This window comes from Streptomyces spiroverticillatus (assembly GCA_014650415.1).
Lineage (GTDB): Bacteria > Actinomycetota > Actinomycetes > Streptomycetales > Streptomycetaceae > Streptomyces > Streptomyces spiroverticillatus.
The window spans coordinates 423802-450613 of the sequence record BMUX01000005.1 but is presented as its reverse complement, the minus strand read 5'-3'; the positions used below and the strand labels follow the sequence as shown (position 1 = coordinate 450613).

Below are 26812 nucleotides of genomic sequence, written 5' to 3'. Positions count from 1 at the left end.
TGAACGAGTTCGCCCGGGAGGCAGCGTGTCCAAGATCGTCGGCGTGGATGTCCGGATGGTGCACATCGAGCCCGAGGTCCTGCGGACCGATGCCGTGCAGACCTTTGTGCGGCAGGAGACCGTGCTGGTGACCGTGTCCACGGATGACGGGCTCACCGGGGTCGGCTATTCCTACACGATCGGCACCGGTGGCTCCTCCGTTGTCGCACTGCTCCGGGACCACCTCGCCGAGGTCGTCGTCGGGCAGGATGCGCGAAATGTGGAGGCGCTCTGGACGCGGATGCTGTACGCCACCCGGGCCACCGCCTTCGGGGTGCTCACCTCGCTCGCGCTGGCCGCCGTCGACACCGCGCTGTGGGACCTGCGGTGTCTGCGCGCGGGCGAGCCGTTGTGGCGGCTGGCGGGCGGGGCGCACGAGCGGCTCCCGGTGTACGACACGGAGGGCGGCTGGCTGCACCTCAGCGGGGCCGAGCTCGTCGAGAACGTAACCGCCGCTCAGCGCAAGGGACTTCGGGGGGCGAAGCTGAAGGTGGGCAAGCCGTCGGGGGCCGAGGACGCCGCGCGGCTGGCTGCCGTACGGGAGGCCGTCGGGCCCGGGTTCGAGCTGATGGTGGACGCGAATCAGTCGCTGACCGGGGCGGAGGCGATCCGCCGGGCCCGGCTCTTCGAGCCGTACGACCTCGCCTGGTTCGAGGAGCCCCTGCCTGCGGAGGACGTCGACGGGCATCTGCGGCTCGCCCGGTCCACGACGATCCCCGTCGCGGTCGGCGAGTCCATGTACAGCGCGGGCCACTTCGCCGCGTACCTGTCGGCGGGTGCGGCCGGGATCGTACAGGCCGACGTCGCGCGGGTCGGCGGCATCACCCCCTGGCTGAAGATCGCCCACGCGGCGGAGGCCTTCAACGTCAAGGTCGCCCCGCACTTCCTGATGGAACTGCACGCGAGCCTCGCCTGCGCGGTCCCCGCCGGGATGTATGTCGAGCACATCCCCCAGCTGGGGGCGATCACCCGGAGCGAGCTGCGGATCGAGGACGGGTGCGTCGTCCCGCCCGAGGCCCCGGGGCTGGGCATCGAGTGGGACGAGGACGCGATCGAGGATCTGCGGGTGGCGTGATCGGCCACCCGTGATGCCGTCAGCGCGCGGCAGGTGGCTTGGGCCAGGCGGCTCCTTGTGCTGCCGCGTCGAGGACGTCACCCAGCCTCTGCCATGCGGCGGGTCCGGAGTTCCCGATGGGCGCGTGCGTGAGCCGCTCCCATGCCTCGTCCGTGAGGAGCGAGGCACGCACCTCGGCCATCACGAGCGGATGCACCCGTCTGGGCCGGCTCTCACCCTCCGCATAGGGGGCGCTCGTACCCAGTGCCGTCCAAGCCGGCAGTGCCCGTACCGTCTCCGGTTCGCATGCGGGGTGGGCCAGTACGAATCCGGTCCACCTTGCGCGGTCCTGCGGGCCGCCGCCCAGGCGTTTGCGCAGTGCTCCACTACCACGGCGACTTCGACTGGGGCGGCCTGCGCATCGCCACCCACCTGCTGCGGCACGTCCCGTGGCAGCCGTGGCGGTTCACCGCCTCCGACTACCGCGCGGCCGCCGCCCGTCACCCGGGCTCCACCGCACTGACGGGCACGTCGGCCGACGCCCCGTGGGACCCGGAGCTGCGCCGGGCACTTGAGGAGGTCGGGCTCCGGGTGGAGGAGGAGTCCGTGAGTGCGGACCTGTTTGCGGATCTCGGTCAGCCGGGGCGGACCTGACTTTCCTGGGGCAGGGCGTGCGGGTCGATGCTCACCGTCGTCGGGGTGGTGGCCGGGGACGGGGTGCGGTTCTGGAAGGGGGTGAGGAGGGCTCGTACGGCGGCCGTCAGTTCGGCGGATTCCTGGGGGGTCAGGTGGACCACCGCCTGGAGAGGGGTGTCCTGGGCCAGCGCGGGGACCTCGTCGGACTCCCAGCGCAGGCGCCACGGCCTGGCGCGGCCGCCCTTGTGCGGGGCCTCCTCGATCAGCCCGTGGCGGGCGAGCTGGCGCAGGTGGAAGGAGCAGAGGCCGGAGCTCTCGCCGAGGCGGACGGCCGCCTGGGTGGAGGTGAGCGTGCCGACCTCGGCGAGCAGGTCGAGGAGTGCGATGCGCAGGGGGTGGTCGGGGAGGGTCTTGGGGGCGCGTGGGAGGGGGGTCGCGTGGCGGAGGCGGTCGTGGGCGGTGGGAGGTCGGCCCGCGCCGGAGCGTGGGCTTTCGTCGGATTGCTGGATTTCGTCGGGCACTTTGCAAAGGGTGCTACTTTGCAAAGCATTCGGCAAGCCGGCCGCGCGGGTCGGCGCACAGGAGGAGGGGTGCCAGGCATGGGGTTCGGGGAGAGCGTGCAGGACCATCGGGTGCGGGTGCAGGGCGAGCCCGTCGCGTCGTATCCGCGGATCGGGCCCGAGGCCGAGCGGGGCGCGGTGCGACGGATCACCGTCGTCGGGGAGGAGGTCCTGCGGCAGCGGTGCCGGGAGGTCGTGGAGTTCGGGACGCCGGAGCTGGCGCGACTGGTCGACGACATGTTCGCGACGAATCTGGTGGCGGAGGGGGCGGGCCTCGCAGCCAATCAGGTAGGGGTTGACCTGCGGGTCTTTGTCTGGGACATCACGGACGACTGGGGTGTGCGGCATGTCGGGCACATCGTCAATCCCGTGCTGGACGAGGTTCCGGCGGAGGAACGGGTGCTGATCGAGGAGTCGGAGGGGTGCCTGTCGGTGCCCGGGCCGTACCGGACGGTGCCGCGGCTGGACCGGGCCGTCGTACGGGGGCGGGACCAGGAGGGGAAGCCGCTCGTGGTGGAGGGGCGGGGGTACTTCGCGCGGTGCCTCCAGCACGAGACGGATCATCTGAACGGGCGGCTCTGCCTGGACCGGCTGGCGCAGCGGGATCGGAAGTCCGCGCTCCGGGAGATGGAGGAGGCCCGGGAGCGGACGTTCGCACGGCGGGCGGCGCATGCGGAGCGGCTGGGCAAGTAGGCGTGCGTGGAGCGGGTGGGCGGGCCGGTCCGGTCCGGCGGAGCCTTGATCCTGCGGGTCAGGGGGCGCTTCAGGGGTACCCGGCACGGCATGACAGGCAGCCATGAGAATCCCGCCGGCGCAGATGAAGAGCCCGTGGCGGAGCCGAAGGGTCCCACCGATCTGCCCCGCCGTTCCTGGTGGGCCGTGCTCAAGCGCACCGGCAAGGAGTTCCTGGAGGACGAGCTGCCGGACCGGGCCGCCTCGCTGACGTACTACGGCGTGCTCTCGGTCTTCCCGGCCATGCTGGTGCTGGTCTCGCTGCTCGGGGTGGTCGGCGAGTCCGCCACGAAGACCGTGCTGGACAACGTCCGCAGCCTCGCGCCCGGCGCCGTGAAGGACATCCTCACGCAGGCGGTGCAGCAGCTCCAGGGCAGTGGCGGCACCAGCGGGGTCATCGCGATCGTGGGTCTGCTCGCCGCGCTGTGGTCGGCGTCGGGGTACGTCGGCGCGTTCATACGGACCTCGAACGCGATCTACGACATGCCGGAGGGGCGGCCGGTGTGGAAGGTGACCCCGTTGCGGGTGGGGCTGACGGTGGTGCTCATGGTGCTGCTGGCGGCCAGCGCGGTGATCGTGGTCTTCACCGGGTCCCTGGCGAAGTGGGCCGGGGAGGCGATCGGGCTGGGCAGCGAGGCGGTCACGGTCTGGTCGGTCGCGAAGTGGCCGGTACTGCTGGTGCTCGTGGTGCTGATGATTGCCCTGCTGTTCTGGTCGGCGCCCAACGTGCGCGGGCGCGGGTTCCGCTGGATCAGCCCGGGGAGCGTGCTGGCCGTGGTGCTGTGGCTGGCGGCCTCCGGGGGCTTCGCGCTGTACGTCGCGAACTTCGGCTCGTACAACAAGACGTACGGAACCCTCGCGGGCGTGATCGTCTTCCTGATGTGGCTGTGGCTGTCGAACCTGGCGGTACTGCTGGGGCTGGAGTTCGACGCGGAACTGGCCCGGCAGCGCGCCATCAGCGGCGGGCTCCCGGCCGAGGAGGAGCCGTACGTCGAACCGCGCGACACCCGCAAGTGGCCTGCCCGGCTGCGCCGGAACCGGAAGCGGAAGCAGGCCGCCCAGGCAGAGCTGTAGCGCGGGCCACGCTGCGGCTGTGAGCCCGGTTACATGCACGATGGGCGATTTGGTAATTTTCGTTACGTTTCCTACGTATGACCCACATGTGAGGTCCGTAACTTCATGGGTGTCGGAGCGACAACCGCTCGACGAGGCTCACGAAGAACGTGGAGTACGCATCCCATGAAGATCAGCCGCAGCACCTTCCGTACCGCCGCCGTCGCCACCGGTGTGGCTGCGGCCCTGGCCCTTCCGACCGCCGCCGCGTTCGCCGACGACACGGGCACGTACGAGAACCCGGCCCCCGCCGCGACCGACACGGTCACCACCCCGGGCCAGAACCAGAAGGGCGAGGGCCCCGACGCCGACCACACGGCCGGTGACAACGAGCGCGCCAAGGAAGAGGCGGGCGACAAGGACAAGGTCACCACGCCCGACACCGGCAAGGACGAGACCAAGAAGCCGGACGAGACGAAGAAGCCCGACGTCAAGCCCGCGCAGCCGTCCTTCATACGCTCCGAGAAGCTGGAGGACGGCTCGGTCGCCAAGATCTACAGGACCGGCGACAAGTCCTTCAAGGCCGTGGTCACCCTGCGCGACGGCAGCACCCGGGTCCTCACCACGGACGGCTCCAAGGACGCGCAGATCCGGCTGAAGGACGGCATGTACATCAGCCTCGCCGCCTCCGACGGCAACGTCGTCTCCTGGTACGACCCGCTGGACAAGCCGAAGCCGGCCAAGCACAACCACCACGGCCACCAGAACCACAGCGGCCACCAGAAGCCCCACGCCAAGCCCACCACCAAGCCTGCCCCGCAGGTCTACCCCAAGGGCGGCGTGAAGGCCGGTGCCGACAATGTCGCGGGCACCTCCGCCGCGACCGACACCGCCCTCCTCGCGGCGGGCGGCGGTCTGGCCGCAGCCGGTGCGGCCGGCCTGGGCTTCGCCGTCCTGCGCCGCCGCCGCCGCAGCCACCAGGGCTGACCCGGGTCAGGAACGACGCCGCAGGTACACCCCCCAGGTGATCACCAGGCACAGCACGTAGTACGCGAGGAACGCCAGGTACGCCGCGTCCCCGGTGCCTTCCGTGAGGAAGGCCTGCCGGAACGCGATGTTCACCAGCACCCCGCCCAGCGCGCCCACCGCGCCCGCGATGCCGATCACGGCACTCGCCCGGCGGCGGGAGCGGTTCCCGGCCTCGGCCGGATCCGCTCCCGCCGCCTTTTCGCGTTCCGCCTTGTCGTGGAAGATGCCGGGGATCATCTTGTACGTCGACCCGTTGCCGAGCCCCGAGAAGACGAACAGCGCGACGAACCCGGTGAGGAACAGCGGCAGCGAGCCGGCCTGCGAGGCCACGAACACCAGCAGCGCGCCCGCCGCCATCGCCACGAAGTTCCAGAAGGTGACCCGCGCCCCGCCCCAGCGGTCGGCCAGCGCCCCGCCGACCGGCCGGATCAGCGAGCCGAGCAGCGGTCCGAGGAAGGTCAGGCAGGCGGCGCTGACCGCCGTCGGGAAGTCGGCCTTGAACTGCACGAGCAGCACCTGCCCGAAGGCGAAGCCGAAGCCGATGAAGGAGCCGAAGGTGCCGATGTAGAGGAGCGACATCACCCAGGTGTGCGGCTGCCGGGCGGCCTCGCGCAGCGCGCCCCGGTCGTTGCGCAGCGCGGGCAGGTTGTCCATGCGCAGGGCGGCGGCCACCGCCGCGAGCACGATCAGCGGTACGTAGACGAGCGGTACGAGCCGGGGGTGCGCGGCGCCCGCCGTGGCGAGCACCAGCAGGCCGAGGAGCTGCACGGCGGGGACGCCGAGGTTTCCGCCGCCCGCGTTGATGCCGAGCGCCCGGCCCTTGAGGTGCTGGGGGTAGAAGGCGTTGATGTTGGCCATCGAGGAGGCGAAGTTGCCGCCGCCGATGCCCGCGACGGCCGCCACGCACAGCAGGGTCGTATAGGAAACGCCGGGTTCCAGGACGTACGCGGTGAGGAGGGTGGGGAGGAGGAGGGCGAGGGCGGTGATGACGGTCCAGTTGCGGCCGCCGAAGATCGCCACGGCGAAGGTGTACGGGAGCCGCAGCGCCGCGCCGAAGAGGGTGGGGACGGCGGTCAGCACGAACTTTCCGGCCGGGTCGATGCCGTACTCGGGGCCGAGGAAGAGGACCAGGACCGACCACAGGCTCCACACCGAGAAGCCGATGTGCTCGGAGAGGACCGAGAAGATCAGGTTGCGGCGGGCGACCTTGGCTCCGGTCTCGGCCCAGAAGACGGGGTCCTCGGGGTTCCACCGGTCGAGGGGCGGGCGGGTGGCGGCGGGCTGGGGCGGGCGGACGGTGGTCGTCATGGGGTGCGCCTAACTTCCTTGGGGGGACGGGGAGTTGGTGCGTACGGGCCAGACCGGGAGGGTGGCCGGGGTGCCGTCCGGGGTCTCGTCCTCGTCGAGGCAGACGCCGGTGCGCAGGTCGAAGGCCTGCTTGTACATCGGGGAGAGGACGACCGGGACGCCGTCGCGGCTGCCGAGGAGGCCGCGCGAGAGGACGTACGCGCCGCTGAACGGGTCGCGGTTGCCGACCGCGTGGACGGTGCCGGTGCGGTCGCGGTAGAGGGCGATCTGTTCGCCGTCGACGAGGGCGGCGACGCCGCGGCCGGGGACCAGGGAGTCGTAGGGGACGACGGGGAACCACTGCTCCCCCACGGCCACTTCGACCACCGCGCGCTCCCCCACGGCCACTTCGACCATCGCGGTCTGCACGATTGCCGTGCTCATACGAGGGACCTCACTCCCAGGGTGGCTCCGGCGACGAAGGTCTCGCCGAAGGTGTCGGCCGGGCGGATCTGATCGCGTTCCGGCACGAAGCGGATCGTCGGGTCGGGCGTGCCGGGGGCGTTGACGAAGGAGACGAAGCGGGCGAGGCGGTCCGGGTCGTCGAGGGTGGCGCGCCATTCGTCCTCGTACGACGAGACGTGGCGGCTCATCAGCGCGTCGAGGTCGGCGCAGATGCCGAGCGAATCCTCTACGATCACGGCCCGCAAGTGGTCGAGGCCGTCCTCCATGCGCTCGATCCAGGGCGCCGTGCGCTCCAGGCGGTCGGCGGTGCGGATGTAGAACATCAGGAAGCGGTCGATGGTGCGCAGCAGGGTGGAGTGGTCGGCGTCGGTGAGGAGGAGGTCGGCGTGGCGGGGGGTCATGCCGCCGTTGCCGCCGACGTAGAGGTTCCAGCCGCTGGAGGTGGCGATGACGCCGAAGTCCTTGCTCCGGGCCTCCGCGCACTCGCGGGCGCAGCCGCTGACGGCGGACTTGAGCTTGTGGGGTGCGCGCAGGCCCCGGTAGCGGAGTTCCAGCTCGATGGCGAGGGCGACGGAGTCCTGGACGCCGTACCGGCACCAGGTCTGGCCGACGCAGGACTTCACCGTACGGAGCGACTTTCCGTACGCGTGGCCCGACTCGAAGCCCGCGTCGACCAATCGCCGCCAGATCAGCGGGAGTTGGTCGACGGACGCGCCGAACATGTCGATGCGCTGGCCGCCGGTGATCTTCGTGTAGAGGCCGAAGTCGCGGGCGATCTCGCCGATGGTGATGAGTCCGGCGGGGGTGACCTCGCCGCCGGGGATGCGGGGGACGACGGAGTAGGAGCCGTTGCGCTGGAGGTTGGCGAGGAAGTGGTCGTTGGTGTCCTGGAGGGCGGCCTGCTCGCCGTCGAGGATGTGGCCGGAGACGCCGTCGCCGAGGGCGGGGCTGAGGGAGGCGAGGACGGAGCCGACGACGGGCTTGCAGATCTCGCAGCCCTCGGAAAGTCCGCTCCCCGGGGTGCCGTGTTCGTCGATCAGGCGGGCGAAGGTGGTGATGCCCTTGACGCGTACGATCTCGTAGATCTCGGCCCGGGTGAGGTCGAAGTGGGCGCACAGACCACGGCTCAACTCCACGCCCTGGGCGGCGAGTTCGTCGTTGACGAGGGTGGTGAGGAACTTCACGCAGGAGCCGCAGCCGGTGCCCGCGCGGGTGCACTTCTTGACGGCGGGGACGTCCGTGCAGCCGGTGTCGGCGACCGCCGAGCGGATCGCACCCTTGGTGACGTTGTGGCAGGAGCAGACGACCGCTTCGTCGGGGAGCGCGATCGGGCCGGGGGCCGCGCCGATCGAGGCGGGCAGCACGAGCTGCTCGGGCGGGGCGGTGAGGGGTGCGCCGGACAGGGCGAGGGGGCGCAGGAGGTCGTACGACTCGGTGTCGCCGACCAGGACGCCGCCGAGGAGCGCGCCGTCCGCGCCGATGACGAGCTTCTTGTAGACGCCCTCGCGGCTGTTGGCGTACAGCACTTCGAGGGAGTCGGGGGTGGTGCCGTGGGCGTCGCCGAAACTGGCGACGTCGACGCCGAGGAGCTTGAGCTTGGTGGAGAGGTCGGCGCCGGTGAACTCGCCCTGTTCGTCCGTCAGTTGCTTGGCGACCGTCTCCGCCATCGCGTAGCCCGGGGCGACCAGGCCGTACACCCGGCCGTCGACGGCGAGGGCGCATTCGCCGATCGCCCAGACGGCGGGGTCCTCGGTGCGGCAGTTCGCGTCGACGGTGATGCCGCCGCGTTCGCCGACGGGCAGGCCGCAGTCGCGGGCGAGCTGGTCCCGGGGGCGTACGCCTGCGGAGAAGACGACGAGGTCGGTGTCGACGGTCGCACCGTTGGAGAGAACCATGCCGGTGACGGTGCCGTCGGCGGTGGTCTCGACGGTCTGGGTGCCGGCGCCCGTGTGCACGGTGACGCCCAACTCCTGGATCTTCTCCCGGAGTACGGCACCGCCGCCGTCGTCCACCTGAAGGGCCATCAGCCGCGGGGCGAATTCGACGACGTGCGTCTCCAGACCCATCGCCCGCAGTGCGCCCGCTGCCTCCAGGCCGAGGAGCCCGCCGCCGACGACCGCGCCGACGCGGGCGGTGTCGGCCGCCGCACGGATGGCCTCCAGATCCTCTATGGTCCGGTAGACGAAGCAGCCCGGGGCATCGTGGCCGGGGACGGGCGGCACGAACGGGTACGAGCCGGTGGCCAGCACGAGGGCGTCGTACGGGAAGACCTCCCCGGAGCGGGAGGTGACCGTGCGGGCCGTGCGGTCGACGGCGGTCGCGGGGTCGCCGAGGCGGAGGTCGATGCCGTGCTTGTCGCCGAACTCCGGCTCCCACAAGGAGAGTTCGTCGGCGCTCGTGCCCGAGAACCACGAGGTGAGGTGGACGCGGTCGTAGGCGGGGCGGGGCTCCTCGGTGAGCACCGTGATCTGCCAGGCGGGGGCGTGGCCGCCGCGCTCGGCGAAGGCTTCGAGGAAGCGCTGGCCGACCATGCCGTGGCCGATGAGGACCAGTTTCCTGGAGGATTCCTGGGTGTGCGTCACAGCGCGGCTCCTTCGGGGAGAGGGGCGAGCAGGTCGAGGGGGCGCGGCGGCAGCGGCTCGCCCCTCTCGTAGGTGCGGGTGAGTTCGCCGATCGCGGCGAGGTCGCCGACGAGGATCGCGCCGACCAGTCGGTCGCCGCGCATCACGAGCTTCTTGTACGAGCCGTACGCGCCACGGGTGCCGTCGGCGAGCCGGAGCGCGTCTCCCGCAGCGTCCGTGACCTCGCCGAACGCGGCGATTTCGAGGGCGCCGGCGGTGAGGCGGGCGGTGCTGTGCGCGCCGGTGTAGGTGGCGTTCGGGTCCTTGCCGGAGAGGCGGGCGGCGAGGGTGTCGGCCTGGGCCCAGGCGGGGCCGGTGACGCCGTGGATCTCGCCCCGGTGCTCGGTGCAGTCGCCGATGGCGTACACGTCGGGGGCGGAGGTGGCGAGCGTGTCGTCGATGACGATGCCGCGCCGGACCTCGATCCCGGCGGCCCCGGCGAGGCCGGTGCGGGGGCGGACGCCGCAGGCGAGGACGACGAGGTCGCAGGTGAGGGCGTGGCCGTTGGCGAGTTCGACGCCGGTGACGGCCTCGTCCCCGAGGAGGGCGCGGGCGCGGTTGTCGGTGTAGACGGCGGCGCCCATGGATTCGAGGGCGCGGCGGACGGTGGTGCCGGCCTGTTCGTCGAGGTGACGTTCCATCAGCTGGGGTGCCTGGTGGATGAGTTCGGTGGGGATGCCGAGGGCGGTGAGGGCGCGGGTGGCGCTTACGCCGAGGATTCCGCCGCCGATGACGATGGCTCTCGGGGTGGTGGGGAGTTTGGCTCGGAGGGTTGCCGTGGCCTCGGCGAGGCGAGTGCAGTCGGAGAGGGTGCGGAAGGGGTGGACGCCCTGTTTCAGGTCGGCGTGGGGTGCGGCGGTACGGGGGTGGGCCGGGCCCTCGTGGGCGTCGGCCGGTGTCGGGGGCTGGGCGGGGGGTGTCCCGGTGGGCCGGGAGCGGGAGGGGCCGCCCCCTTGCCCGCCCGTCCCGCCCCTGGGGGGCGGCCCCGCCGCCCAAGGGGACGGGGGCGGAGAGGGGCGCCGCCCGAGGGGGGCTGCGGCGCGCCCGTGAGGGGCGGGGGCGGGCCCGAGGGGGGCTGTGTGGAGGTTGCGGATCGGAGGGAGGACCGGGTTGGCGCCCGTGGCGAGGACGAGGGTGTCGTAGGGGAGCGTTTCGCCGGAGGCGGTGCGGAGGGTGTGGGCGGTGGTGTCGACGCCGGTGACTTCCGTGCCCGTACGGACGGTTGCTCCGCCCGTGGGGAGGGTCAGGGCCTCCGGCGGGTAGCGGCCGTCGAGGACGCCCGCGAGGAGTGCGCGGTTGTAGGGGGCGTGGGGCTCGTGCCCGTAGAGGGTGAGTTCCAGGGTTCCGGGCGGAGCCTGGGCGAGGACCTGCTGGGCGAGGCGGGCGGCGGCCATTCCGGCGCCGACCACGGCGATGCGGCGAGCGGCGGCGGTCATCGGGTCGCCTCCGGAAGGGCGGAGCCCGCACCGGGAGTGGAGTCGGTCCCGGACGGGGCCGCCCTCTCCACCCGTACCGCCCTCTCCACCCGTACCGCGCACACCTTGAACTCCGGCATGCGGGACTGCGGGTCCAGAGCGTCGTTGGTGAGGGAGTTGGCCCGGGACTCGCCCGGCCAGTGGAACGGCATGAAGACCGTGTCGGGCCGGATGCCCGTGGTGATCCGGGCCGGTGCGGTCGCCCGCCCCCGACGGCTGGTGAGCGCCAGCGCCTCCCCCTCCACCACCCCGAGCCGCTCCGCCAGCCGGGGGTGCAGTTCGACGAAGGCGCCGGGAGCGGCACGGTTCAGTTCGGGAGTCCGGCGGGTCTGCGCACCGCTCTGGTACTGGGCGAGGACACGGCCGGTGGTGAGGTACAGCGGGTATTCGGCGTCGGGCTCCTCCCCCGCCGGCCGGTGCGAGACGTCCGCGAACCGGGCCCGCCCGTCGGGCGTGGCGAACCGGTCGAGGAAGAGGCGCGGAGTGCCGGGGTGGGGCGCGTCGTCCTCCCCCGCCGGGCACGGCCAGAACACCCCGTCCTCCGCCGCGATCCGCGCGTAGTCGATGCCCGAGTAGTCCGCCTGGCCGCCCGCCGACGCCGCGCGGAGTTCCGTGAAGGCCTCCTCCGGGTCGGCCGGGAAGCCCTTCTCGTGGCCCAGCCGGGAGGCGAGATCGTGCAGGATGTGGAGGTCCGTGCGGGCCTGCCCCGCCGGGGCGACGGCCGCGCGGCGGAGGATGACCCGACCCTCCAGGTTGGTCATCGTGCCGGTTTCCTCGGCCCATTGGGCGGAGGGGAGGACCACGTCCGCGAGGGCCGCCGTCTCGGAGAGGACCACATCGCACACGATCAGGGTGTCGAGAGCCTCGATCCGCGACGTCACCTGGCGCGCGTTCGGCGCCGAGACGACCGGGTTCGAGCCCATCAGGAGCAGCGTGCGCACCCCGCCCTCCGTGCCGAGGGAGTCCAGGAGTTCGTACGCGGAGACCCCCGGGCCGGGGAGGTCTCCGGCGTCCACCCCCCACACCTCCGCCACGTGCGCCCGCGCCGCCGGGTCGGATATCGAGCGGTAGCCGGGGAGTTGGTCGGCCTTCTGGCCGTGTTCGCGGCCGCCCTGTCCGTTGCCCTGGCCGGTGAGGCAGCCGTACCCGGAGAGTGGGCGGCCCGCGCGGCCGGTGGCCAGGCACAGGTTGATCCACGCGCCCACCGTGTCGACGCCCTTGGACTGCTGCTCCGGCCCCCGCGCGGTCAGGATCATGCCGGATCCGGCGGCAGTGAACAGTTCGACCGCGCGCCGCAGCCCCGCCACCGGCACCCCCGTGATCGCCTCCACCCGCTCCGGCCAGTGCGCCATGGCCGCCGCACGGGCCGCCTCCCACCCGCTCGTACGGGAGGCGACGAAGGCCGCGTCGACGTGCCCGTCGGCGATGACCAGGTGGAGGAGACCGAGGGCGAGTGCCAGGTCCGTGCCGGGGGCCGGGGCGAGGTGCAGGTCCGCGAGGTCGGCGGTGCGGGTGCGGCGCGGGTCGACGACAACCAACGAGCCACCGTTCTCCTGCATTTCGCGTATGTAGCGGACGGCCGGCGGCATCGTGTCGGCGAGGTTGCTGCCGACGAGGATCACGCAGCCGGTTCGGGCGACGTCCGCGAGGGGGAAGGGCAGGCCCCGGTCGAGACCGAAGGCGTTGCGGTGCGCGGCGGCGGCCGAGGACATGCAGAAGCGGCCGTTGTAGTCGATGTTGGCCGTACGCAATGCGACGCGGGCGAACTTGCCCAGCAGGTACGCCTTTTCGTTCGTCAGAGCGCCGCCGCCGAAGACGCCGACCGCGTCGCGCCCGTACCGTTCGCCGGTCCCGGCCAGAGCCGCCGCCGCGCGGTCCAGGGCCTCGTCCCAGGTCGCCTCCCGGAGCGGGCCGCCCTTGGCGTCCCGTACGAGAGGAGTCGTGAGGCGGGTGCCCGGCGCGAGCACGGCGGCGGCGCTGTGGCCCTTGCCGCACAAGGCGCCCCGGTTCACCGGGAAGTCGGGGCGCTCCACGACCTCCACCGGCAGCGCAGCCCCCGACGGCAGGCCGCGCAGCCGCATGCCGCACTGGAGCGAGCAGTACGGACAGTGCGTATCGACAAAGGGGACGGCGGTCTGGTTCATGGCCCTCACCGTGCCCGCGCGCCGTTACGCGCCCGCATCCCGTGCGTTGCACGCACGGAACAGAGCGCTCACTTCGCCGCAGGGGGCGTGCGAGACGAGGGACACATGCCCGTAGCGCAGGGCTAACTCCCAGGAGACACCTCCGCAACAGCGGCTTAACACGGCTCGGCCACTGTCGGGCCATGACAACAGCGACGCCCGCCACGCCCGTTCCGCCGGAGGGCTCACTGACCGGACTGACGGTCGGGGTCACGGCCGACCGGCGCCGCGACGAACTCGAAGCCCTGCTGCGGCGGCGCGGTGCGAAGGTGCTGTCCGCGCCCGCGCTGCGGATCGTGCCCATCGACGACGACGCGCTCGTACGGGACGCAACCGACGCCTGCCTCGCCCGCCCCCTGGACTACGTCGTCGCCACGACCGGCGTCGGCTGGCGCGGCTGGATCAGCGCGGCCGAGGGCTGGGGCACGGGCGCACGCCTGGTCGAGGCGTGCCGCGGGGCGACCGTGATCAGCCGAGGCCCGAAGGCGACGGGCGCGATCCGGGCGTCCGGCCTGCGGGAGAGTTACGCGCCCGCATCGGAGGCCGTGGACGAGATGCTGGCCTGGCTGCTCGACCGGGACCTGGCGGGCAAGCGGGTCGCCGTGCAGGAGCACGGTGCTCCACTCCCGGAGTTCACGGCGGCGCTGCGCGAGCGCGGCGCGGAGGTCGTGGAGGTTCCGGTGTACCGGTGGGGTCCGGCCGCCGATCCGGACGCGGTACGGCGGCTGGTCGAGGCGACCGTACGCGGCGAGGTGCACGCGCTGCCGTTCACCAGCGCGCCCGCGATCGACGCGTTCCTGGCGACGGCGGACGGGGCGGGCCGCCGCACGCAGGTCCTGGACGCCCTCCGCACGCACGTCCTGGCCGCCTGCATCGGCCCGGTGTGCGCACGGCCGCTGCTGGCGGCGGACGTACCGTGTGTCTGGCCGGAGCGGGGACGGCTGGGGGCACTCGTACGCACTCTGGACCAGGAGCTGCCGCATCGACACCGGCATCAACTGGCAACAGCTGAAGGCAACTTGACCGTTCAAGATGCGGCCGTCTGGGGCCCCGAGGGCACCGTGCACCTCACCCCGCTCCCCACCGCGATCCTCCGCGCCCTCGCGGAGCACCCCGGCACCGTCCTCAGCCGCGCGGAACTCCTGCGCCGGGCCTGGCCCGCCGACACGCCCGACACGCCCCGGCCGACGGACGAGCACGTGGTGGAGGCCGCGGTGGGCCGGCTCCGGTCGGCCCTGGGCCCGTACAGCAAACTGATCCGTACAGTCACCAAGCGGGGGTACCGGCTGGCGGTGGACCCGGGATGAGGCCGCCCCTGCTCGCCGTCGCGCACGGCACCCGCGACCCCGACGGCACGGCCGCCACCGAGGAACTCCTCGGCCGGGTTTGGGAGTTGCGGCCGGACCTCGCCGTGGTCCTGGCGTACGTGGACGTCGTCCGGCCCGCGCTCGCCGACGTGCTCGCCACGCTGCACGGCGACGTCGTCCTGGTCCCCCTCCTCCTCGGCACCGGCTTTCACCTGCGCATCGACATCCCCGAAGCGCTGGCCGCCGCCCCGCACGTACGCGCCCGGATCGCGGCGGCCCTCGGCCCACACCCACTGCTCGCCTCCGCCCTTGCGGACCGGCTCCGGGAGGCGGCGGTCCCGGCGGACGGGCCCGTGGTCCTCGCGTCGGCGGGATCGTCCGACCCCCGGTCGCGGGCCGACACCGCCGCCATGGCCGACCTGCTCGCCGACCGGCTGGGCCGCCCCGCCGTCGCCTCCTACCTGTGCGGGGGCACACCGACCCCGGCCGACGCGGTGGCGGCGCTGCACGCACAGGGACACCGGGAGGTCGCGGTGTCGAGCTATCTGATGACGCCTGGCTTCTTCGCCCGCAAGGCGGCCGCCACGACCGGAACGGTCGCGTCCGCACCACTGGGCGCGCACGACGCGGTGGCCCGGCTGGTCCTGGACCGGTACGAAGCGGCCTGCGCCGACCGTGGCGGACCGGCCGAAGAGCGGACCGGAGAAACGTGAGGGCATGTCGCGGCCTCAGGAACGCCGACATGCGGCACGTGCAGGGATCTCCCATGCACCCCCGCCGATCCGGCCCCCACACGGGCCCTTGGACCCGACCCTGAAGGACCCTCGGCCCTCCAGGTTCACTGCACCACCCGGTAGTGCGTGGTCAGCCGCCGCTCGTCGTCCAGTACGTGGAAGGCCAGGCCGGGCGGCTGTTCGCGGTCCGCCGCCTGGTCGCCCTCCCAGGGCAGCCGCAGCGTCCACGTCACCGCGGGCCCCACGATCAGCGGCCGACCCGCGAAGGTCGTGGCGGCTGCGGTGTGCGCGTGCCCGGTGAGCACGGCCACGACCTGCGGGTACGCGGCGAGCAGTGCGGCCAGGTCCTCCGGGTTCTGGAGGAGGTAGGCGTCCGGGAGGGGGTGGTGGAGGACGACGGGCGGCTGGTGGAAGGCGAGGAGGACGGGGGTGGTGGCGGGAAGGCCGTCGAGGGTCTCCCGTATCCAGCGGAGGGTGGGCGGATCGAGGAGACCTTCGTCGCGCCCGGGGAGGGTCGAGTCGACGAGGAGCAGGGCGGTGCCGCCGACGTGGTGCAGCCGGTTGACGGGGCCGTCGGACGGCTCCTCGCCCAGAAGTCCCTTGCGGTAGGCGGCTCTTGCGTCGTGGTTTCCCGGGCACGGGAGCACGGGGAAGGGGACGTCCAGCAGCCGGGCCGCCTCCTCGTACTCGGCGATCGTGCCGTGGTCGGCGATGTCGCCGGTGACCAGGAGCGCGTCGACGGGGCGCGGCAGGGCGCGCAGGTAGTCCATGACCCGGGCGGCGCGTTCGGTGGAGCGGGCGCTGCCGTCCAGGTGCAGGTCGCTGATCTGGGCGAGCAGAGTGGTCATGACGACGATCCTCCCTAATGGGAAACCAGTACGTTTCCGTTAGGGACTGTAGGATGCGGATCGGCGACGATCAAGAGGCACGAGAAGCGGGACACGAGAAGCAGGGCACGAGAAGCGGGAGAGGAGCATCCGGCATGGAACAGCAGCACCTGGCACTGGAGTTGGCGAGCACCGTCCGCCACGACGGAAACGGCGGGGTCGCCGACGACCTGTCCGACGCGGGCGAGGAGGGCGCGGTCCGCTGGCTGCGGGCTCAGGGAGAGACACTCGGGCTGACCCCCGCCGACCTCTCCGCCCTTGCGAAGTCGGGGACGGTACGGGAGGACCTCCTCCCCCTCCGCCAAGCGGTACGGGCGCTGTTCGCGCAGGCCGTGAGCCCGGCGCCCCCGAGCCCGGCGGACGCGCACCGTCTACTCCCCGTGCCGGAGGCCCTGGACCGCCTCAACACCGCCGCCGCACGCGAGCCGGCCGCCCCCCAACTGACGTACGAGGACGGCGACTTCACCCAGACCCTCCTCCCCACCGCACCCACCGACCCCCGCAACCGCCTCACCGCCGCCCTGGCCCGCGCCGCGATCACCTTCCTCACCGGGCCGGAGCGAGCCCACCTCCGCGCCTGCACCGCCCCGCGCTGCGTGCGCTACTTCGTCCAGCGGCACGGCCGCCAGGGCTACTGCAAGCCCTCCTGCGGCAACCGGGCCCGGGTGGCCCGCCACTACCAGCGCCAACGCGCCCTCGACTGATGGGCCGGGAGCGATCAGGCGTCCCGGACACGGAGGAGGACCCGGCCCGAGGCGAGCGCCGCGAGGGCCCAGAGGGCGAGGACGCCCAGGCCCTCCCACGGGCCGATCGGGAGGCGGGCCAGGTCCGTGGTGGTCTGGACGGCGAGCCCCGCCGGCATCGGGGCGACCTGCTGGAGGAGCCGCTGCCAGTCGGGGTCGGCCAGCACCTGCCCGAGGACCGGGAGGAAGAACAGCAGCCCGAGGACGATGCCGACGGCCGCCGCCGAACTCCGTACGACAAACGCGACGCCGAGGGCGAGCAGTCCGACCAGGGCGAGATAGAGGACGGACCCCACGGCGGCGCGCAACACGGGGCCGTCGGCCAGGGACAGCGGCTGATGACCGTGTGCCGCGGTGAAGCCCCGGCCCGGCTGCACGGCCCCGCCGATCAGCAGCGAGCCGAGGGCGCCCGCCGCTCCCGTCGGGAGCAAGACCGCCGTGAGCACGGCCGCCTTGGCGCGCAGGACCGTCCCCCTGCGCGGAATCGCCGCGAGCGTGGTGTGCATCATGCCGGTGCCGTACTCGTTCCCGGCCGCCAGCACTCCGAGGACGGCCGCGACGACCTGCCCCGCCATGAACCCGGTGAGGCCGAGCCGGGTGGGGTCGCCGCCGCAACCCGGGCCGTCGCAGCGGGCGGTGAGGGACGCTCCGGCGCTCACCGCGAGGGTGACGAGGACCGTGCCGAGGAGCAGCCAGAGGTTCACGGGGTCGGTCCGCAGCTTGGTCCACTCGGCGCGGAAAGCAGCCGTCCCGCTCATGCGTCCCTCCTGCTCACCAGCACCAGCGCCGCCCCGAACGCCGCCGCCGCGTACGCGCACAGCACCCCGAGGCCCGCCCACGGCGGCAGCGGGAAGTAGCCGTGCATCGGGGAGTAGACGGTGACCACCTGGTCGTAACGCTCGACGCTCTGCTGGATCGCGAAGCCCGCAGCAGGAGTTGTCCTGAGCAGCCAGTCCGACACCGGCTGCGGCAGGACGGACGCCGCCGCGAGGAGGTACGGCAGGACCATGCCGGCCACGACCGCCGTGATCGCCACCGCGCTGCGCCGCAGCACCGCCCCGACGGACAGCGCCAGGACGCTCGCGACGGCCAGCAGCAGGCCCGTGCCGACGATCACCCGGAGTTCGGTCGCCGTCGGCACGGTCAGGACGGGGAAGCCGCCCGCGACCGACCGCGCTCCCCCGAACGGCACCATGACCGCCGCCGCTGCCGTCCCGACGGCGAACGCCACCCCGCCCACCACCAGCGCCTTCGCCACCAGCACCCGTCCGCGCCCCGGCATCGCCGCGAAGGTGACCCCGATCAGCCCGCGCCGGTACTCGACGGTCGCGAAGCCGGTGGCGACCACCACCAGCACGATCAGCCCGGCAAAGGCCCCGACCAGGAAGTTCGAGACGATACGGACCCCGCTCCCGGCCGGTCCGCCGACCACGGGGGCGATGTCCCCGAGGCGGCAGGGTCGGCCGGGAAGCGGGCCTCGACCGTGAAGCCGCCGTGGTTCCCCGGGCCCGACCGCAGCTCTCCGCCGACCGCTCCGGCGCGCTCGCGCATGCCGAGGAGGCCGTGGCGGTCGTCCGGGAGCGTGTCGGGCGGTCCGGGGCCGTTGTCGCGGATGCGTACGTGCAGAGCTTCGGGGGCGTAGTGGAGTTCGACGTCGACGGGTGAACCCGGGGCGTGCTTGCGGGCGTTGGTGAGGGATTCCTGGACGATGCGGTACGCGGCCAGCTCCACCCCGGGGGCCAGCGGGCGGGGATCGCCCGCGAGGACGAGCCGGACGGAGACGGCGGACGCGGCGCGTGCCTCGTCGAGGAGGTCGTGGAGCCGGGCGAGGTCCGGTTGCGGGCGGCGGGCGGTGTCCGGGGCTGCGGTGTCGTCGTGGCGCTCCTCCCGCAGTACGCCGAGGAGGCGGCGCATCTCGGTGAGCGCCGCCCGGGCGGTGTCGCCGATGCCGAGCAGGCGCTCGCGGCCCTGGTCGGGCATGCCCGGGGTGGCCACCCGGGCGGTCTCCGCCTGCACGGAGATCATGGAGATGTGGTGCCCGACGACGTCGTGCAACTCCCGCACTATGCGGGCGCGTTCCTCGCGCGCGGCGTTCTCCCACCGCACGTCGCGCATCACGTCGTGGGTGGCGCGGTGCGCACGGTCGCGCTCGTTCGACCGCAGGGCGAGCCCGGTGCAGGCCGCCATGGGTGCGAGCACGGCGAGGAGCAGGGTGCGTACGTCCCCCGGCCGCTCCAGGGCGAGTACGAGGAAGGGTGCGGCCAGCAGTACGACGGCCACGGGGTGCCCGTGCCGCCCCAGCCGGTGGTGGGCGACGAGCTGCGCCGCAAGACCGGCGACGGTCACCGTGCCGAGGGCCGCCACGGACCCGAGGCTCGCGGCGGTCACGGCCACCCCGGCGAGGCGCGACCCCAGGAGTGCGAGAGGCAGCCCCGCGCACAGGCACAAGAGCCCGATGAACACGGCCAGTTGGACCCACGTGCCACCCGTTTGGGCCGATTCCGCGAACATCCGGGGTATCGATCCGCGGCGCACGACGAATTCGACGAGCGAGGCGGCAACGGCGAGGGCGCACAGCCCGGAGACGACCGCCGGGGACGGGGACACCGGGCGCACGGGACGGACCGCCCGCCGCGCCCACTCTCCCCAACTGCCCTGCCACGTCGCCTGGTTCACGCCGATCAGTATGCGGGAGCCACCGGGTCACTGGCCCCGGGCGGGCTGGTTGGCGATGAGCAGGGTGGTGTCGGCGGCGCGGAAGCCGAGGCGGGCGTAGATGCGGGCGACGGCCTCGTCGGCGTACGCGAGGAAGACGGCCCGCACCCCGTGCTCGCGCGCGTGGGCCGCCAGCCCGACCGTCACGGCCGCCCCGAGGCCCTGCCTGCGGGCGGTCGGGAGGGTGCCGACCCCGCCGATCTCGGTCGCCCCGGCCGCCGGGTGGTAGTGCCCGGCGGCGAGCGGCGTGCCGTCGGGGGCGAAGGCGGCGACGAGGACCTTGTGCCCGGCGCGGAGCGAGGGCCGGACGGTGTCCACCGTGCCGTCGGCCTCGATCCGCCCCGCGACGACCGCCAGCTCCTCGCGCCCGGCGGACCCCAGGGCCGTCCCCGCCGCCGCGAAGGCGAGCGCCGGGAGGGCGAGGACGGCGGCCAGCGCGGGATCGTCCGCGCCGACGACGCGCAGCGTGACGCCGGGCGGCAGAACGGGCTCGGGCAGCGAGCAGTCGTCCGGAAGGACCAACAACGGCCTTTCCGCGACCGGCAGTTGAGCCTCCTCCACCGCCTCCCGCATCCCGGGCACCACCTCCGCCAGCCATTCGAACGCCTCCGGCACCCCCAGCTCCCGCTGCCGCGCACGGACGGCCCGTATCTCCTCGGCGGAGGCGAGGGCCCGGGCGGCGGGCTGGGCGTGGTTCGGGCCGCCGTAGTAGGGGGCGCCGGGCCCGGTGCGTACGAAGAGGCGCAGCGCACCGAAGTCCTCGGCCCGGGAGAAGTGCAGGGGCACGGTGGCGTAGTACGACTCGATACGGTCGCGCAGGGAGAACGGTGAGGTCAGTGAGGTGGTGACGGTCATGCGGGCCATCATCACACCATGTTCGCGGCGTCGCTCTCTCCCGACCGGTCGGGGAACATGAGCCGGACGCCGCCGTGAATGGCACCGAGGCCGGCGAGGCCGAGTCCGACCCGCAGGGCCCAGAGTCCGAGGTCGTCCCCGTCCCGGGGCAGCCCGAAGCCGAGCCAGAGGATCAGGCCGATGCCACCGAGGACGACTGACGCTGCACACGTCCGACGCAGAGTGATGTTCATGCCGTCATCCTCCCAAACGGACCCCTCCCCTGCGCCCCCTGCCTCACTCCCGCCACCACCCCATACAGCGTCACCGCCGCCACGGACGTCCCGGCAGACCGAGGTGAGCTGCTCGACGGCCGCCTCTCACATCGGCAACGACCGCAACCGCACCTCCCCCTCCGGCCACTCGGCCCCCTCCCTCAGCGGCGTCCACATCGTCCGCAGCGGCATCAGCACCACTTCCCCCTCCGGCTGCTCGACCCGGACCTCGGCCCGCACCTCCCGCCAGCCGAGGCGTTCGTACAGGGCGGCCAGCGGCGGGCGGCAGAAGAGCAGGGCGCGGTCCGGGCCCAGGGTCCGGGCGTGGTCCAGTGCCGCGGCGACGATCCGGCGGGCAAGCCCCTGGCCCCGGACGTCGGGGGCGACGGCCACTCCGCCGACGCCGACGGCTTCGAAGTCCGCGCCGCCGACGGAAAGCGGCAGCCGCAGCAGGCCGGCGTGGGCGACGAGGCGTCCGTCCGCGTCCCGTACCAGCCCGAAGTGGTCCTTCTTCGGCAGCCAGGTCAGCCCGGTCCCGGCGACGCCGAACGGGTCGTCCGAGTCGCCGAGTATCCGGACCAGGTCGGCGCGGGTGTAGTCGGGGAGGCGGTGCAGGGAGAAAGGGGTGTGATCAGCCATGGGTGCATGGTGGTTCATCCGGTCGGACCCGCCGGGACCGCCCCCTTCAGCCACGCGCCCGCACATGCCGGTCCAGGCTCGACGTGCCCGGGTCCTCCACTCCCGGCAGCAGCCGCATGTCGTGGTCGTAGTCGCCGCCCGAGAGCAGGCGGTACGGCACGGGCTCGTCCGTGAAGAGGCCGTCCAGGCGGGCGGCGTACGCCAGCTTGGCCTCCTCGAAGTGCTCGACGGGGAGCGCGTTGGCGCCGTACACCGCGAACGGGTCCAGCGGCTCCATGCCCGTGAACGCGAACAGCCCGTGCTGCAAAGGGTGCAGGACGTCCGCGATGCTGCCGTGGATGCCCCGGTCGGAGAACGCCGTGCCGCGGGCCCCCGCCGTCACCGACAGCAGCACCCGCCGCCCCGGCAGCGCGCTCGCCGCGCCGCTGTACGGGACGAGCCCGGGGCCGTACGCGAAACCGGCCGTGAAGACCCGGTCGAACCAGCCCTTGAGGATCGCGGGCGGGCCGAACCACCAGACCGGGAACTGGAACACGATCGCGTCCGCCCACCGCACCTTCTCCTGCTCCGCCGCGACGTCCGCGGTCAGGCGGCCCTCCTCCGTCGCCCGGCCGGACTCGGCCATCACCGCGAGGCGTTCGTCGCCCGCGAGGTCGGGGAAGTCGTCCGCGTCGACGGTGGCCTTCCACTTCATCGCGTACAGGTCGGAGACCCGGACCTCGTGGCCCGCCGCGCGCAGGTGGTCGGCGGCGAAGGCGGACAGGGAGGCCGTGAGGGAGCGGGACTCGGGGTGGGCGGTGACGAGGAGGACCTTGCGGGGGGTGTTCTGGGTTCGCGTGTTCATGTCCGTACGGTCTCCCGGGCGCGGCCGCGCAGCCAGAACCCTCTGCGACCGGTGGACCGGTGTTCCTGGTACTGCGAGGACCACCTTCGGGGCCGTCTTCGGGGGCCACCGTTCATACTGGGGAGCATGACGCGTACGGCAGACACCACCTCCCCCGCCGCCCCCGTCCGCCACGCCCTCGGCGAGTTCCTGCGGGCCCGCCGGGGCAGGGTCTCGCCGGAGCGGGCCGGGATCGCCGCCGGGCGCCGGCGTCGCGTACAGGGGTTGCGCCGTGAGGAGTTGGCCCAGCTCGCGGGGATCAGCGTCGACTATTACGTACGGCTGGAACAGGGGCGGGCCACCCAGCCCTCCCCCGAGGTCCTCGACGCGCTCGCCCGCGCGCTGGACCTGGGCGTGGCGGAACGCGCGCACCTGAACACACTGGCCGGGGCGGGTACCCGCGCCACGTCCGGGGGTGCACCCGCGGCCCGTGTCGGCCCGGTCCTGCGCGAGGTGTTCCGCTCGCTCGACCACCTGCCGGTGATCGCCACCGACCACCGCCTGGACGCGGTGGCGTGGAACGCCCTCGGCGCCGAACTCGTCGGCGGTCTCGACGGCCCGCACCCCCGCCGCGACCGCAACAACGCCCGCTTCCTCTTCCTCGACCCGGCCTCCCGCACCGTCCACCCCGAGTGGGCGACCCGCGCCCGGGAGGCGGTCGGCCTGCTGCGCGTGGCCACCGGCCAGCACCCGGAGGACGCCGAGCTGAACTCCCTCGTGGCCGAACTCACCGCGCTGAGCGAGGAGTTCAGGACAATCTGGGACAGCGGCGAGATCACGATGTGCGCGGCGGGCCGCAAGAGCCTGCACCACCCGGCGACCGGCCCGCTGACCCTGGACTTCGAATCCCTCCAAGTCCCGGCCGCGCCCGGCCAGTCGGGGCTGGTCGTGCACGTCTACAGCGCGGCGGAGGGGACGCCGGAGGCGGCGGCCCTGGCGGAGTTGCGGGTGGCGCTGCCCGTCTAGGGCCCGCAGCCCGGCTCAGTCCCGTACGACAGAGGCAGGTCCCGCGCTCAGTCCCGCACCCCCGCGACCGCCTCCCCCGCCGCCTCCGCGTAGGCACGGAACAGCAGCGGGGAGTCCGCCGCCGCCTCCTTCGCCCGTACGTCGAGGGCCTCCCAGCACCGCGCCACCAGCGTGCGCGCCTCCGCGCCCGGCCAGGGGGCGGGGAGCAGTTCCGGCGGGAGGAGGGGGTCCGGGTCCATGGCGCGGCCGAGTTCGGCGGCGAGCTCCACCGCGAGGGTGAGGAGTTGCGGCGGGTCGAGGACCTCCGGGGAGGCGAGGCGGGCCAGGCGGGGGCGGGCGACGGCGGCGAGGCGGTCGTACCGGGCGGCGATCTCGTCGTGCGGCCACAGGGCGCGGGAGAGTTCGGCGGGGGTGCGGTGTTCGCCCCGGCGCAGGTCGGAGGTGGTGAGGAGGGTGAGTGCGGACCGTACGCCGAAGCGGTCGGCGGCCTCCTCGACGTACGGCTCCCAGGGGTTGGCGCTCACGTAGAGGCCGCCTTGCAGCGGTGCGCCGCCGAGGTGGACGAGGGTGTCGCGCAGGCTGTCGCGGGCGGCGCGTTCCGTCTCGGGGAGGGCGAAGGCGGCCAGGTGCCAGACGCCGTCCCAGGGGGCGAGCCCGGCGTCCTGCCGGAAGGCGTGCCGGAGGAAGTCGGGGTGCGGGGCGAGGGTGCGGACGGTGTCCCCGGTGGCGTGCAGGACGGCCTTGCGGCCGCGCCCCTCGTGGGTGAGGCGGCCTTCGGCGACGAGGCGTTTGATGCAGAGCCGCACCTGCTGGTCGCTCATGCCGAGCACGTCGGCGACGCCGTAGAGCTCGCCGGTGTCGACGGTGCCGTCCTCGCGGATCAGGGCGTGGACGAGCATGCGGGTGGGGACCTCGACGCGGTCGGTCACGCGGTCGGCCAGGCGGTCAGTCACGCGGTCGGTCACGCGTCCGCCCTCTTCGGCATGTCCTTGTACATGGTCGTCACCGCTCCGAATCCCATCAGTCCGCGCAGGTACGGGGTCGACTGCGTCCGTACGGGCTCGAAGCCCCGGCGTTCGTACAGCGCCCGTGCCCGTGGGTTCACGTCGATCACGTCGAGCCGGATCCGGCGGCAGCCGTGCTCGGCGGCGACGGCCGCCACTTCGTCGAGGAGCAGCGTACCGATCCCCTTGCCGCGCGCCTCGGGGTCGACGGCGATGCCGTCCATGACCAGTTCCCCGGCGGCGGCCTGCCGCTCGAAGACGGCGAGCAGGGCGGCACGGTACAGGCCGCGCAGGGGTCCGTACGTCCGCAGTACGTCGCTCACGGAACCGCCGGTCAGCGCGCGCCCGCCGAGCTGGTAGCCGGCGAGGCCCACGAGCAGCCCGTCGAGGAGTGCGCAGACCGCGCGGTCGGGGTGGAAGTGGGCGGCGAGGAAGGGCAGCGCCTTGGCGGGCGGGTCGAGGGCGGGTCCGAGCTTGCGCCCGAAGGCCTCCCAGTACAGCTCGGCGGCCCGTCGCTCCGTCCCGGCGGGAAGGCCGCGCAGCAGCGTCACACCACCACCGGATCCTTCGCGGGGTGTCGCCTCCATGTCCGTCTCCTTCTGCTTCAGGCGTCCTGTCCAGGTTTCCATGACTCCAAAACTATCATTTCACCGTCGGTCGTTCCATGTGCAATAGTTTTTGAGTCCCCCCTGCACCCCTGAAAGGACTCCTATGTCCCCTTTCCGGCGATTCCTCCGACCGCTCGCCTGGACCCTCGCCGCGCTGCTGGTCGTGACCGGCGCGCTCGGCGCTGTGGTGCTCGTGCAGAACTCGTACGACTTCGACGAGCAGCGCGTCACCGTCCGTCACGGCGACCACACCCTGCACGGCGTCCTCGCCACCCCGCGCGACGGCCGCCCGCGCCACGGACTGGTGGTGTACGTGCACGGCGACGGCCCCGTCGACGCCACCCACGACGACGGCTACAAACCCCTCTGGGAGGCCAACGCCCGGGCCGGATATGCCTCCCTCTCCTGGGACAAACCGGGCGTCGCGGGCGCCCCCGGCAACTGGCTCGACCAGTCGATGGACGACCGCGCCGACGAGACCGCCGCCGCCGTCGCCTGGGCCCGCGCCCGTTCGGACATCGACGGCGACCGGATCGGACTGTGGGGCGCGAGCCAGGCGGGCTGGGTGCTGCCGAAGGTCGCCGCCCGCACCCGCGTGGCCTTCGTGCAGGCGGTCGCACCGGCCGTCAACTGGCAGCGGCAGGGCCGCTACAACCTCCTCGCCGAACTGCGCGCCGAGGGCGCGTCGCCCGCCCGGATCCGGGACGAGGTCGCACTGAGCGACGCGACCCGCGCGCTGCTCGCACGCGGGGCGAGCCATCAGGAGTACGTGTCCGAGCTGGCCGCCCTGGACCTCGGCCCCGGCGTCGACCGCACCCCGATGCCCGCCGACCGCTGGGGCTTCGTCTCCCGCAACCACACCGCCGACGTCACCCGCGACCTGCGCGGGCTGCGGGGCGTCCCGGTGCAGCTGATCGTGGCGGGGCACGACGTCAACGTGGACGTGGCCGAGACCGAGGCCGTCTACCGCAAGGAGCTGCCCGCGGGCGACCTGCGCGTGGACCGCTTCCCCGACGCCACGCACTCCCTCCTCAAGCGGTCCGTCGAGCAGTCGGAGACCCGGACGGTGCTGACCGCGCTCTTCGCCCCGCGCTCCCTCTTCGCGGACGGCGCCCTCGACCGCCAGCGGGACTTCCTGGCCCGGCTCCGGTAGCCGGGGCGGGGCGATGCGGCTCATCCGCGCCGCAGCTTGCGCAGGCCCAGTGCGCACACACCGCAGACGGCGCCCCAGCCCGCGTTGAACAGGAAGATCGGCACGATCGCGATCGGCTGGGCCAGTGGGCCCTGGAGTTCGCCGGTGAGGATCGGCGAGAGGACCGCGCTGAGGATCACGGTGGCCAGCGCATAACCCACGCCTGCGGCGACCCCGGTGAGGAGGGGTTCGCGCACCCGGCGCCGGGTGAGGACGACGATCCAGGTCAGGGTGATGAGCCCGGTCAGGATCAGCGGGGTGGCGGGCTTTCCGAGTACGTCGCTGAGGCCGACGATCGAGGAGAGGGGGCGGAGGCAGGCGACGAGGACGAGGCCGGCCAGGAGGGGTCGGTCGAGGGCGCGGAGGCGCTCGCCGAGGGTGGGTGGGGGTGCGGGGTGGAGCGTGGGTTCCGGGTTCATGGAGTCAGCGTGGGGGTGGGGTCGGGGGTGGGGCGTCTGCCTGGGGCGGGCAGCTGGCGTACCGCGGGGGTTGTGGGGGTGGGGGGTGGCGTACGGCGGGAGTTGCGGGGCGGTGGGATGCGGATCCTTCGCGGGGGTGGGGGCGGGGGGCTGAGGGCTGCTTAGGGTGGACGTATGGCCAGCGAACCAGGCCGGGGGCTTGGTGACTCCGGCTCCGCGCCTTTCCCTTCGGGGTCCGTGACTTCGGGGGCCGGGCCCTCCCTTCCCGGCGGCGTGCCTTCCGGCTCGGGCGCCGGGCCCTCCGCTTCGGGTGGCGTGCCTTCCGGCGCGGGCGCCGGGCCTCTCGACTCGGGTGCCGGACCCTCCTCTTCTGGCGGCGTGCCTTCCGGCTCGGGCGCCGGGCCTTCCGCTTCGGGCACCGTGCTCGGCGGCCTCGCGGAGTCCGGGGCCATCGGGCCCGGGGCCGGGGCTC

28 protein-coding genes are annotated in these 26812 nt (G+C 73.3%); 10 read left to right on the top strand and 18 right to left on the bottom strand.

From position 1 onward, the window contains the following. Window positions 1–25: 25 nt before the first annotated feature. Complete coding sequence (locus IE269_RS16695) at window positions 26–1114, top strand: mandelate racemase/muconate lactonizing enzyme family protein (RefSeq protein WP_438817563.1); 1089 nt, start codon at window positions 26–28, stop codon at window positions 1112–1114. 19 nt (window positions 1115–1133) lie between these two features. Here IE269_RS16695 and IE269_RS16690 read toward each other — a convergent pair whose 3' ends face one another. Then, entirely contained in the window at window positions 1134–1295 is a 162-nt protein-coding gene (locus IE269_RS16690) for a hypothetical protein (protein ID WP_189823732.1), read from the bottom strand. A gap of 176 nt (window positions 1296–1471) precedes the next feature. Here IE269_RS16690 and IE269_RS16685 point away from each other — a divergent pair, with 176 nt between their 5' ends. Continuing rightward, window positions 1472–1747 (top strand): DUF2399 domain-containing protein, encoded by a 276-nt coding sequence (locus tag IE269_RS16685; protein ID WP_229897767.1) that lies wholly within the window; start codon window positions 1472–1474, stop codon window positions 1745–1747. On the opposite strand, the gene IE269_RS16680 is transcribed toward IE269_RS16685, so the two are convergent. Then, complete coding sequence (locus IE269_RS16680; protein WP_438817562.1) at window positions 1729–2250, bottom strand: winged helix-turn-helix domain-containing protein; 522 nt, start codon at window positions 2248–2250, stop codon at window positions 1729–1731. The genes IE269_RS16685 and IE269_RS16680 overlap by 19 nt on opposite strands. Window positions 2251–2328: 78 nt before the next feature. Between IE269_RS16680 and def the strand changes: the two genes are divergently transcribed. The 3 genes from def (at window position 2329) to IE269_RS16665 (ending at window position 5061) form a co-directional block, all read left to right on the top strand. After that, the gene (gene def / locus IE269_RS16675) at window positions 2329–2982 is read left to right on the top strand and encodes a peptide deformylase (RefSeq protein ID WP_189823730.1); all 654 of its coding nucleotides are present in this window, start codon (window positions 2329–2331) and stop codon (window positions 2980–2982) included. A gap of 90 nt (window positions 2983–3072) precedes the next feature. Beyond that, the gene (locus IE269_RS16670) at window positions 3073–4095 is read left to right on the top strand and encodes a YihY/virulence factor BrkB family protein (protein ID WP_189823729.1); all 1023 of its coding nucleotides are present in this window, start codon (window positions 3073–3075) and stop codon (window positions 4093–4095) included. Window positions 4096–4260: 165 nt separating this feature from the next. Beyond that, a complete protein-coding gene (locus tag IE269_RS16665; protein ID WP_189823728.1) occupies window positions 4261–5061 on the top strand; it encodes a hypothetical protein in 801 nt (266 codons plus the stop codon). A gap of 6 nt (window positions 5062–5067) precedes the next feature. Here the strand turns inward: IE269_RS16665 and IE269_RS16660 are convergent, their stop codons facing one another. Genes IE269_RS16660 through IE269_RS16640 form a run of 5 tightly spaced genes read right to left on the bottom strand, consistent with a single transcriptional unit; the run spans window position 5068 to window position 13095 of the window. Next, entirely contained in the window at window positions 5068–6411 is a 1344-nt protein-coding gene (locus IE269_RS16660; protein WP_189823727.1) for a nitrate/nitrite transporter, read from the bottom strand. A gap of 9 nt (window positions 6412–6420) precedes the next feature. After that, window positions 6421–6834, bottom strand: a complete 414-nt coding sequence (locus IE269_RS16655) for a nitrite reductase small subunit NirD (protein WP_229897765.1) — start codon at window positions 6832–6834, stop codon at window positions 6421–6423. Next, window positions 6831–9386 carry a nitrite reductase large subunit NirB gene (nirB, locus tag IE269_RS16650; protein ID WP_229897798.1) on the bottom strand — a complete coding sequence of 852 codons (2556 nt, stop codon included), beginning with the start codon at window positions 9384–9386 and terminating at the stop codon, window positions 6831–6833. Before nirB ends, IE269_RS16655 begins: the two co-directional genes overlap by 4 nt. Window positions 9387–9433: 47 nt before the next feature. Continuing rightward, entirely contained in the window at window positions 9434–10912 is a 1479-nt protein-coding gene (locus tag IE269_RS16645) for an NAD(P)/FAD-dependent oxidoreductase (protein ID WP_189823725.1), read from the bottom strand. Beyond that, window positions 10909–13095 carry a molybdopterin oxidoreductase family protein gene (locus IE269_RS16640; RefSeq protein ID WP_189823724.1) on the bottom strand — a complete coding sequence of 729 codons (2187 nt, stop codon included), beginning with the start codon at window positions 13093–13095 and terminating at the stop codon, window positions 10909–10911. Before IE269_RS16640 ends, IE269_RS16645 begins: the two co-directional genes overlap by 4 nt. Window positions 13096–13277: 182 nt before the next feature. Between IE269_RS16640 and IE269_RS16635 the strand changes: the two genes are divergently transcribed. Both IE269_RS16635 and IE269_RS16630 read left to right on the top strand, forming a co-directional pair. Next, window positions 13278–14441 (top strand): uroporphyrinogen-III synthase, encoded by a 1164-nt coding sequence (locus IE269_RS16635; protein ID WP_189823723.1) that lies wholly within the window; start codon window positions 13278–13280, stop codon window positions 14439–14441. Then, window positions 14438–15154 carry a sirohydrochlorin chelatase gene (locus IE269_RS16630; RefSeq protein WP_189823722.1) on the top strand — a complete coding sequence of 239 codons (717 nt, stop codon included), beginning with the start codon at window positions 14438–14440 and terminating at the stop codon, window positions 15152–15154. Before IE269_RS16635 ends, IE269_RS16630 begins: the two co-directional genes overlap by 4 nt. Before the next feature lie 125 nt (window positions 15155–15279). Here the strand turns inward: IE269_RS16630 and IE269_RS16625 are convergent, their stop codons facing one another. Continuing rightward, a complete protein-coding gene (locus IE269_RS16625; protein ID WP_189823721.1) occupies window positions 15280–16023 on the bottom strand; it encodes a metallophosphoesterase in 744 nt (247 codons plus the stop codon). Between the two features lie 134 nt (window positions 16024–16157). On the opposite strand from IE269_RS16625, the gene IE269_RS16620 reads away from it, so the two are divergent. Further along, the gene (locus IE269_RS16620) at window positions 16158–16766 is read left to right on the top strand and encodes a CGNR zinc finger domain-containing protein (protein WP_189823720.1); all 609 of its coding nucleotides are present in this window, start codon (window positions 16158–16160) and stop codon (window positions 16764–16766) included. A gap of 14 nt (window positions 16767–16780) precedes the next feature. On the opposite strand, the gene IE269_RS16615 is transcribed toward IE269_RS16620, so the two are convergent. The 7 genes from IE269_RS16615 to IE269_RS16585 form a co-directional block, all read right to left on the bottom strand. After that, on the bottom strand, window positions 16781–17563 hold the full coding sequence (locus IE269_RS16615; RefSeq protein WP_189823719.1) for an ABC transporter permease: 783 nt from the start codon (window positions 17561–17563) through the stop codon (window positions 16781–16783). After that, a complete protein-coding gene (locus IE269_RS16610) occupies window positions 17560–18237 on the bottom strand; it encodes a hypothetical protein (RefSeq protein WP_189823718.1) in 678 nt (225 codons plus the stop codon). The genes IE269_RS16615 and IE269_RS16610 overlap by 4 nt, the downstream gene beginning before the upstream one ends. Then, the gene (locus IE269_RS16605; RefSeq protein WP_229897763.1) at window positions 18165–19481 is read right to left on the bottom strand and encodes a sensor histidine kinase; all 1317 of its coding nucleotides are present in this window, start codon (window positions 19479–19481) and stop codon (window positions 18165–18167) included. The genes IE269_RS16610 and IE269_RS16605 overlap by 73 nt, the downstream gene beginning before the upstream one ends. Before the next feature lie 27 nt (window positions 19482–19508). After that, the gene (locus IE269_RS16600) at window positions 19509–20375 is read right to left on the bottom strand and encodes a GNAT family N-acetyltransferase (RefSeq protein WP_189823717.1); all 867 of its coding nucleotides are present in this window, start codon (window positions 20373–20375) and stop codon (window positions 19509–19511) included. Between the two features lie 11 nt (window positions 20376–20386). Then, entirely contained in the window at window positions 20387–20608 is a 222-nt protein-coding gene (locus IE269_RS16595) for a hypothetical protein (protein ID WP_189823716.1), read from the bottom strand. 126 nt (window positions 20609–20734) lie between these two features. Continuing rightward, a complete protein-coding gene (locus IE269_RS16590) occupies window positions 20735–21268 on the bottom strand; it encodes a GNAT family N-acetyltransferase (RefSeq protein ID WP_189823715.1) in 534 nt (177 codons plus the stop codon). Window positions 21269–21314: 46 nt separating this feature from the next. Beyond that, window positions 21315–22112 carry an NAD(P)H-dependent oxidoreductase gene (locus IE269_RS16585; RefSeq protein ID WP_189823714.1) on the bottom strand — a complete coding sequence of 266 codons (798 nt, stop codon included), beginning with the start codon at window positions 22110–22112 and terminating at the stop codon, window positions 21315–21317. 126 nt (window positions 22113–22238) lie between these two features. Between IE269_RS16585 and IE269_RS16580 the strand changes: the two genes are divergently transcribed. Then, window positions 22239–23117, top strand: coding sequence for a helix-turn-helix transcriptional regulator (locus IE269_RS16580; RefSeq protein ID WP_189823713.1), 879 nt, complete (start codon window positions 22239–22241; stop codon window positions 23115–23117). Between the two features lie 47 nt (window positions 23118–23164). On the opposite strand, the gene IE269_RS16575 is transcribed toward IE269_RS16580, so the two are convergent. Together IE269_RS16575 and IE269_RS16570 are read right to left on the bottom strand one after the other, a co-directional pair. Continuing rightward, on the bottom strand, window positions 23165–24046 hold the full coding sequence (locus tag IE269_RS16575) for a PaaX family transcriptional regulator C-terminal domain-containing protein (RefSeq protein WP_308436953.1): 882 nt from the start codon (window positions 24044–24046) through the stop codon (window positions 23165–23167). Between the two features lie 32 nt (window positions 24047–24078). After that, window positions 24079–24708, bottom strand: coding sequence for a GNAT family N-acetyltransferase (locus tag IE269_RS16570; protein WP_189823887.1), 630 nt, complete (start codon window positions 24706–24708; stop codon window positions 24079–24081). A 124-nt stretch (window positions 24709–24832) separates the two neighbouring features. On the opposite strand from IE269_RS16570, the gene IE269_RS16565 reads away from it, so the two are divergent. Then, window positions 24833–25882 (top strand): alpha/beta hydrolase family protein, encoded by a 1050-nt coding sequence (locus tag IE269_RS16565; protein ID WP_189823712.1) that lies wholly within the window; start codon window positions 24833–24835, stop codon window positions 25880–25882. 20 nt (window positions 25883–25902) lie between these two features. On the opposite strand, the gene IE269_RS16560 is transcribed toward IE269_RS16565, so the two are convergent. Further along, window positions 25903–26340, bottom strand: coding sequence for a hypothetical protein (locus IE269_RS16560; RefSeq protein ID WP_189823711.1), 438 nt, complete (start codon window positions 26338–26340; stop codon window positions 25903–25905). Between the last annotated feature and the right edge of the window lie 472 nt (window positions 26341–26812).

Bases quoted from the DNA above. Each gene is read 5' to 3' on its own strand.
- IE269_RS16690 (WP_189823732.1), bottom strand. From the start codon at position 1,295: ATGGCCGAGGTGCGTGCCTCGCTCCTCACGGACGAGGCATGGGAGCGG.
- def (WP_189823730.1), top strand. From the start codon at position 2,329: ATGGGGTTCGGGGAGAGCGTGCAGGACCATCGGGTGCGGGTGCAGGGC.
- IE269_RS16670 (WP_189823729.1), top strand. From the start codon at position 3,073: ATGACAGGCAGCCATGAGAATCCCGCCGGCGCAGATGAAGAGCCCGTG.
- IE269_RS16665 (WP_189823728.1), top strand. From the start codon at position 4,261: ATGAAGATCAGCCGCAGCACCTTCCGTACCGCCGCCGTCGCCACCGGT.
- IE269_RS16660 (WP_189823727.1), bottom strand. From the start codon at position 6,411: ATGACGACCACCGTCCGCCCGCCCCAGCCCGCCGCCACCCGCCCGCCC.
- IE269_RS16655 (WP_229897765.1), bottom strand. From the start codon at position 6,834: ATGAGCACGGCAATCGTGCAGACCGCGATGGTCGAAGTGGCCGTGGGG.
- nirB (WP_229897798.1), bottom strand. From the start codon at position 9,386: ATGGTCGGCCAGCGCTTCCTCGAAGCCTTCGCCGAGCGCGGCGGCCAC.
- IE269_RS16645 (WP_189823725.1), bottom strand. From the start codon at position 10,912: ATGACCGCCGCCGCTCGCCGCATCGCCGTGGTCGGCGCCGGAATGGCC.
- IE269_RS16640 (WP_189823724.1), bottom strand. From the start codon at position 13,095: ATGAACCAGACCGCCGTCCCCTTTGTCGATACGCACTGTCCGTACTGC.
- IE269_RS16635 (WP_189823723.1), top strand. From the start codon at position 13,278: ATGACAACAGCGACGCCCGCCACGCCCGTTCCGCCGGAGGGCTCACTG.
- IE269_RS16630 (WP_189823722.1), top strand. From the start codon at position 14,438: ATGAGGCCGCCCCTGCTCGCCGTCGCGCACGGCACCCGCGACCCCGAC.
- IE269_RS16625 (WP_189823721.1), bottom strand. From the start codon at position 16,023: ATGACCACTCTGCTCGCCCAGATCAGCGACCTGCACCTGGACGGCAGC.
- IE269_RS16620 (WP_189823720.1), top strand. From the start codon at position 16,158: ATGGAACAGCAGCACCTGGCACTGGAGTTGGCGAGCACCGTCCGCCAC.
- IE269_RS16615 (WP_189823719.1), bottom strand. From the start codon at position 17,563: ATGAGCGGGACGGCTGCTTTCCGCGCCGAGTGGACCAAGCTGCGGACC.
- IE269_RS16600 (WP_189823717.1), bottom strand. From the start codon at position 20,375: ATGACCGTCACCACCTCACTGACCTCACCGTTCTCCCTGCGCGACCGT.
- IE269_RS16595 (WP_189823716.1), bottom strand. From the start codon at position 20,608: ATGAACATCACTCTGCGTCGGACGTGTGCAGCGTCAGTCGTCCTCGGT.
- IE269_RS16590 (WP_189823715.1), bottom strand. From the start codon at position 21,268: ATGGCTGATCACACCCCTTTCTCCCTGCACCGCCTCCCCGACTACACC.
- IE269_RS16585 (WP_189823714.1), bottom strand. From the start codon at position 22,112: ATGAACACGCGAACCCAGAACACCCCCCGCAAGGTCCTCCTCGTCACC.
- IE269_RS16580 (WP_189823713.1), top strand. From the start codon at position 22,239: ATGACGCGTACGGCAGACACCACCTCCCCCGCCGCCCCCGTCCGCCAC.
- IE269_RS16570 (WP_189823887.1), bottom strand. From the start codon at position 24,708: ATGGAGGCGACACCCCGCGAAGGATCCGGTGGTGGTGTGACGCTGCTG.
- IE269_RS16565 (WP_189823712.1), top strand. From the start codon at position 24,833: ATGTCCCCTTTCCGGCGATTCCTCCGACCGCTCGCCTGGACCCTCGCC.
- IE269_RS16560 (WP_189823711.1), bottom strand. From the start codon at position 26,340: ATGAACCCGGAACCCACGCTCCACCCCGCACCCCCACCCACCCTCGGC.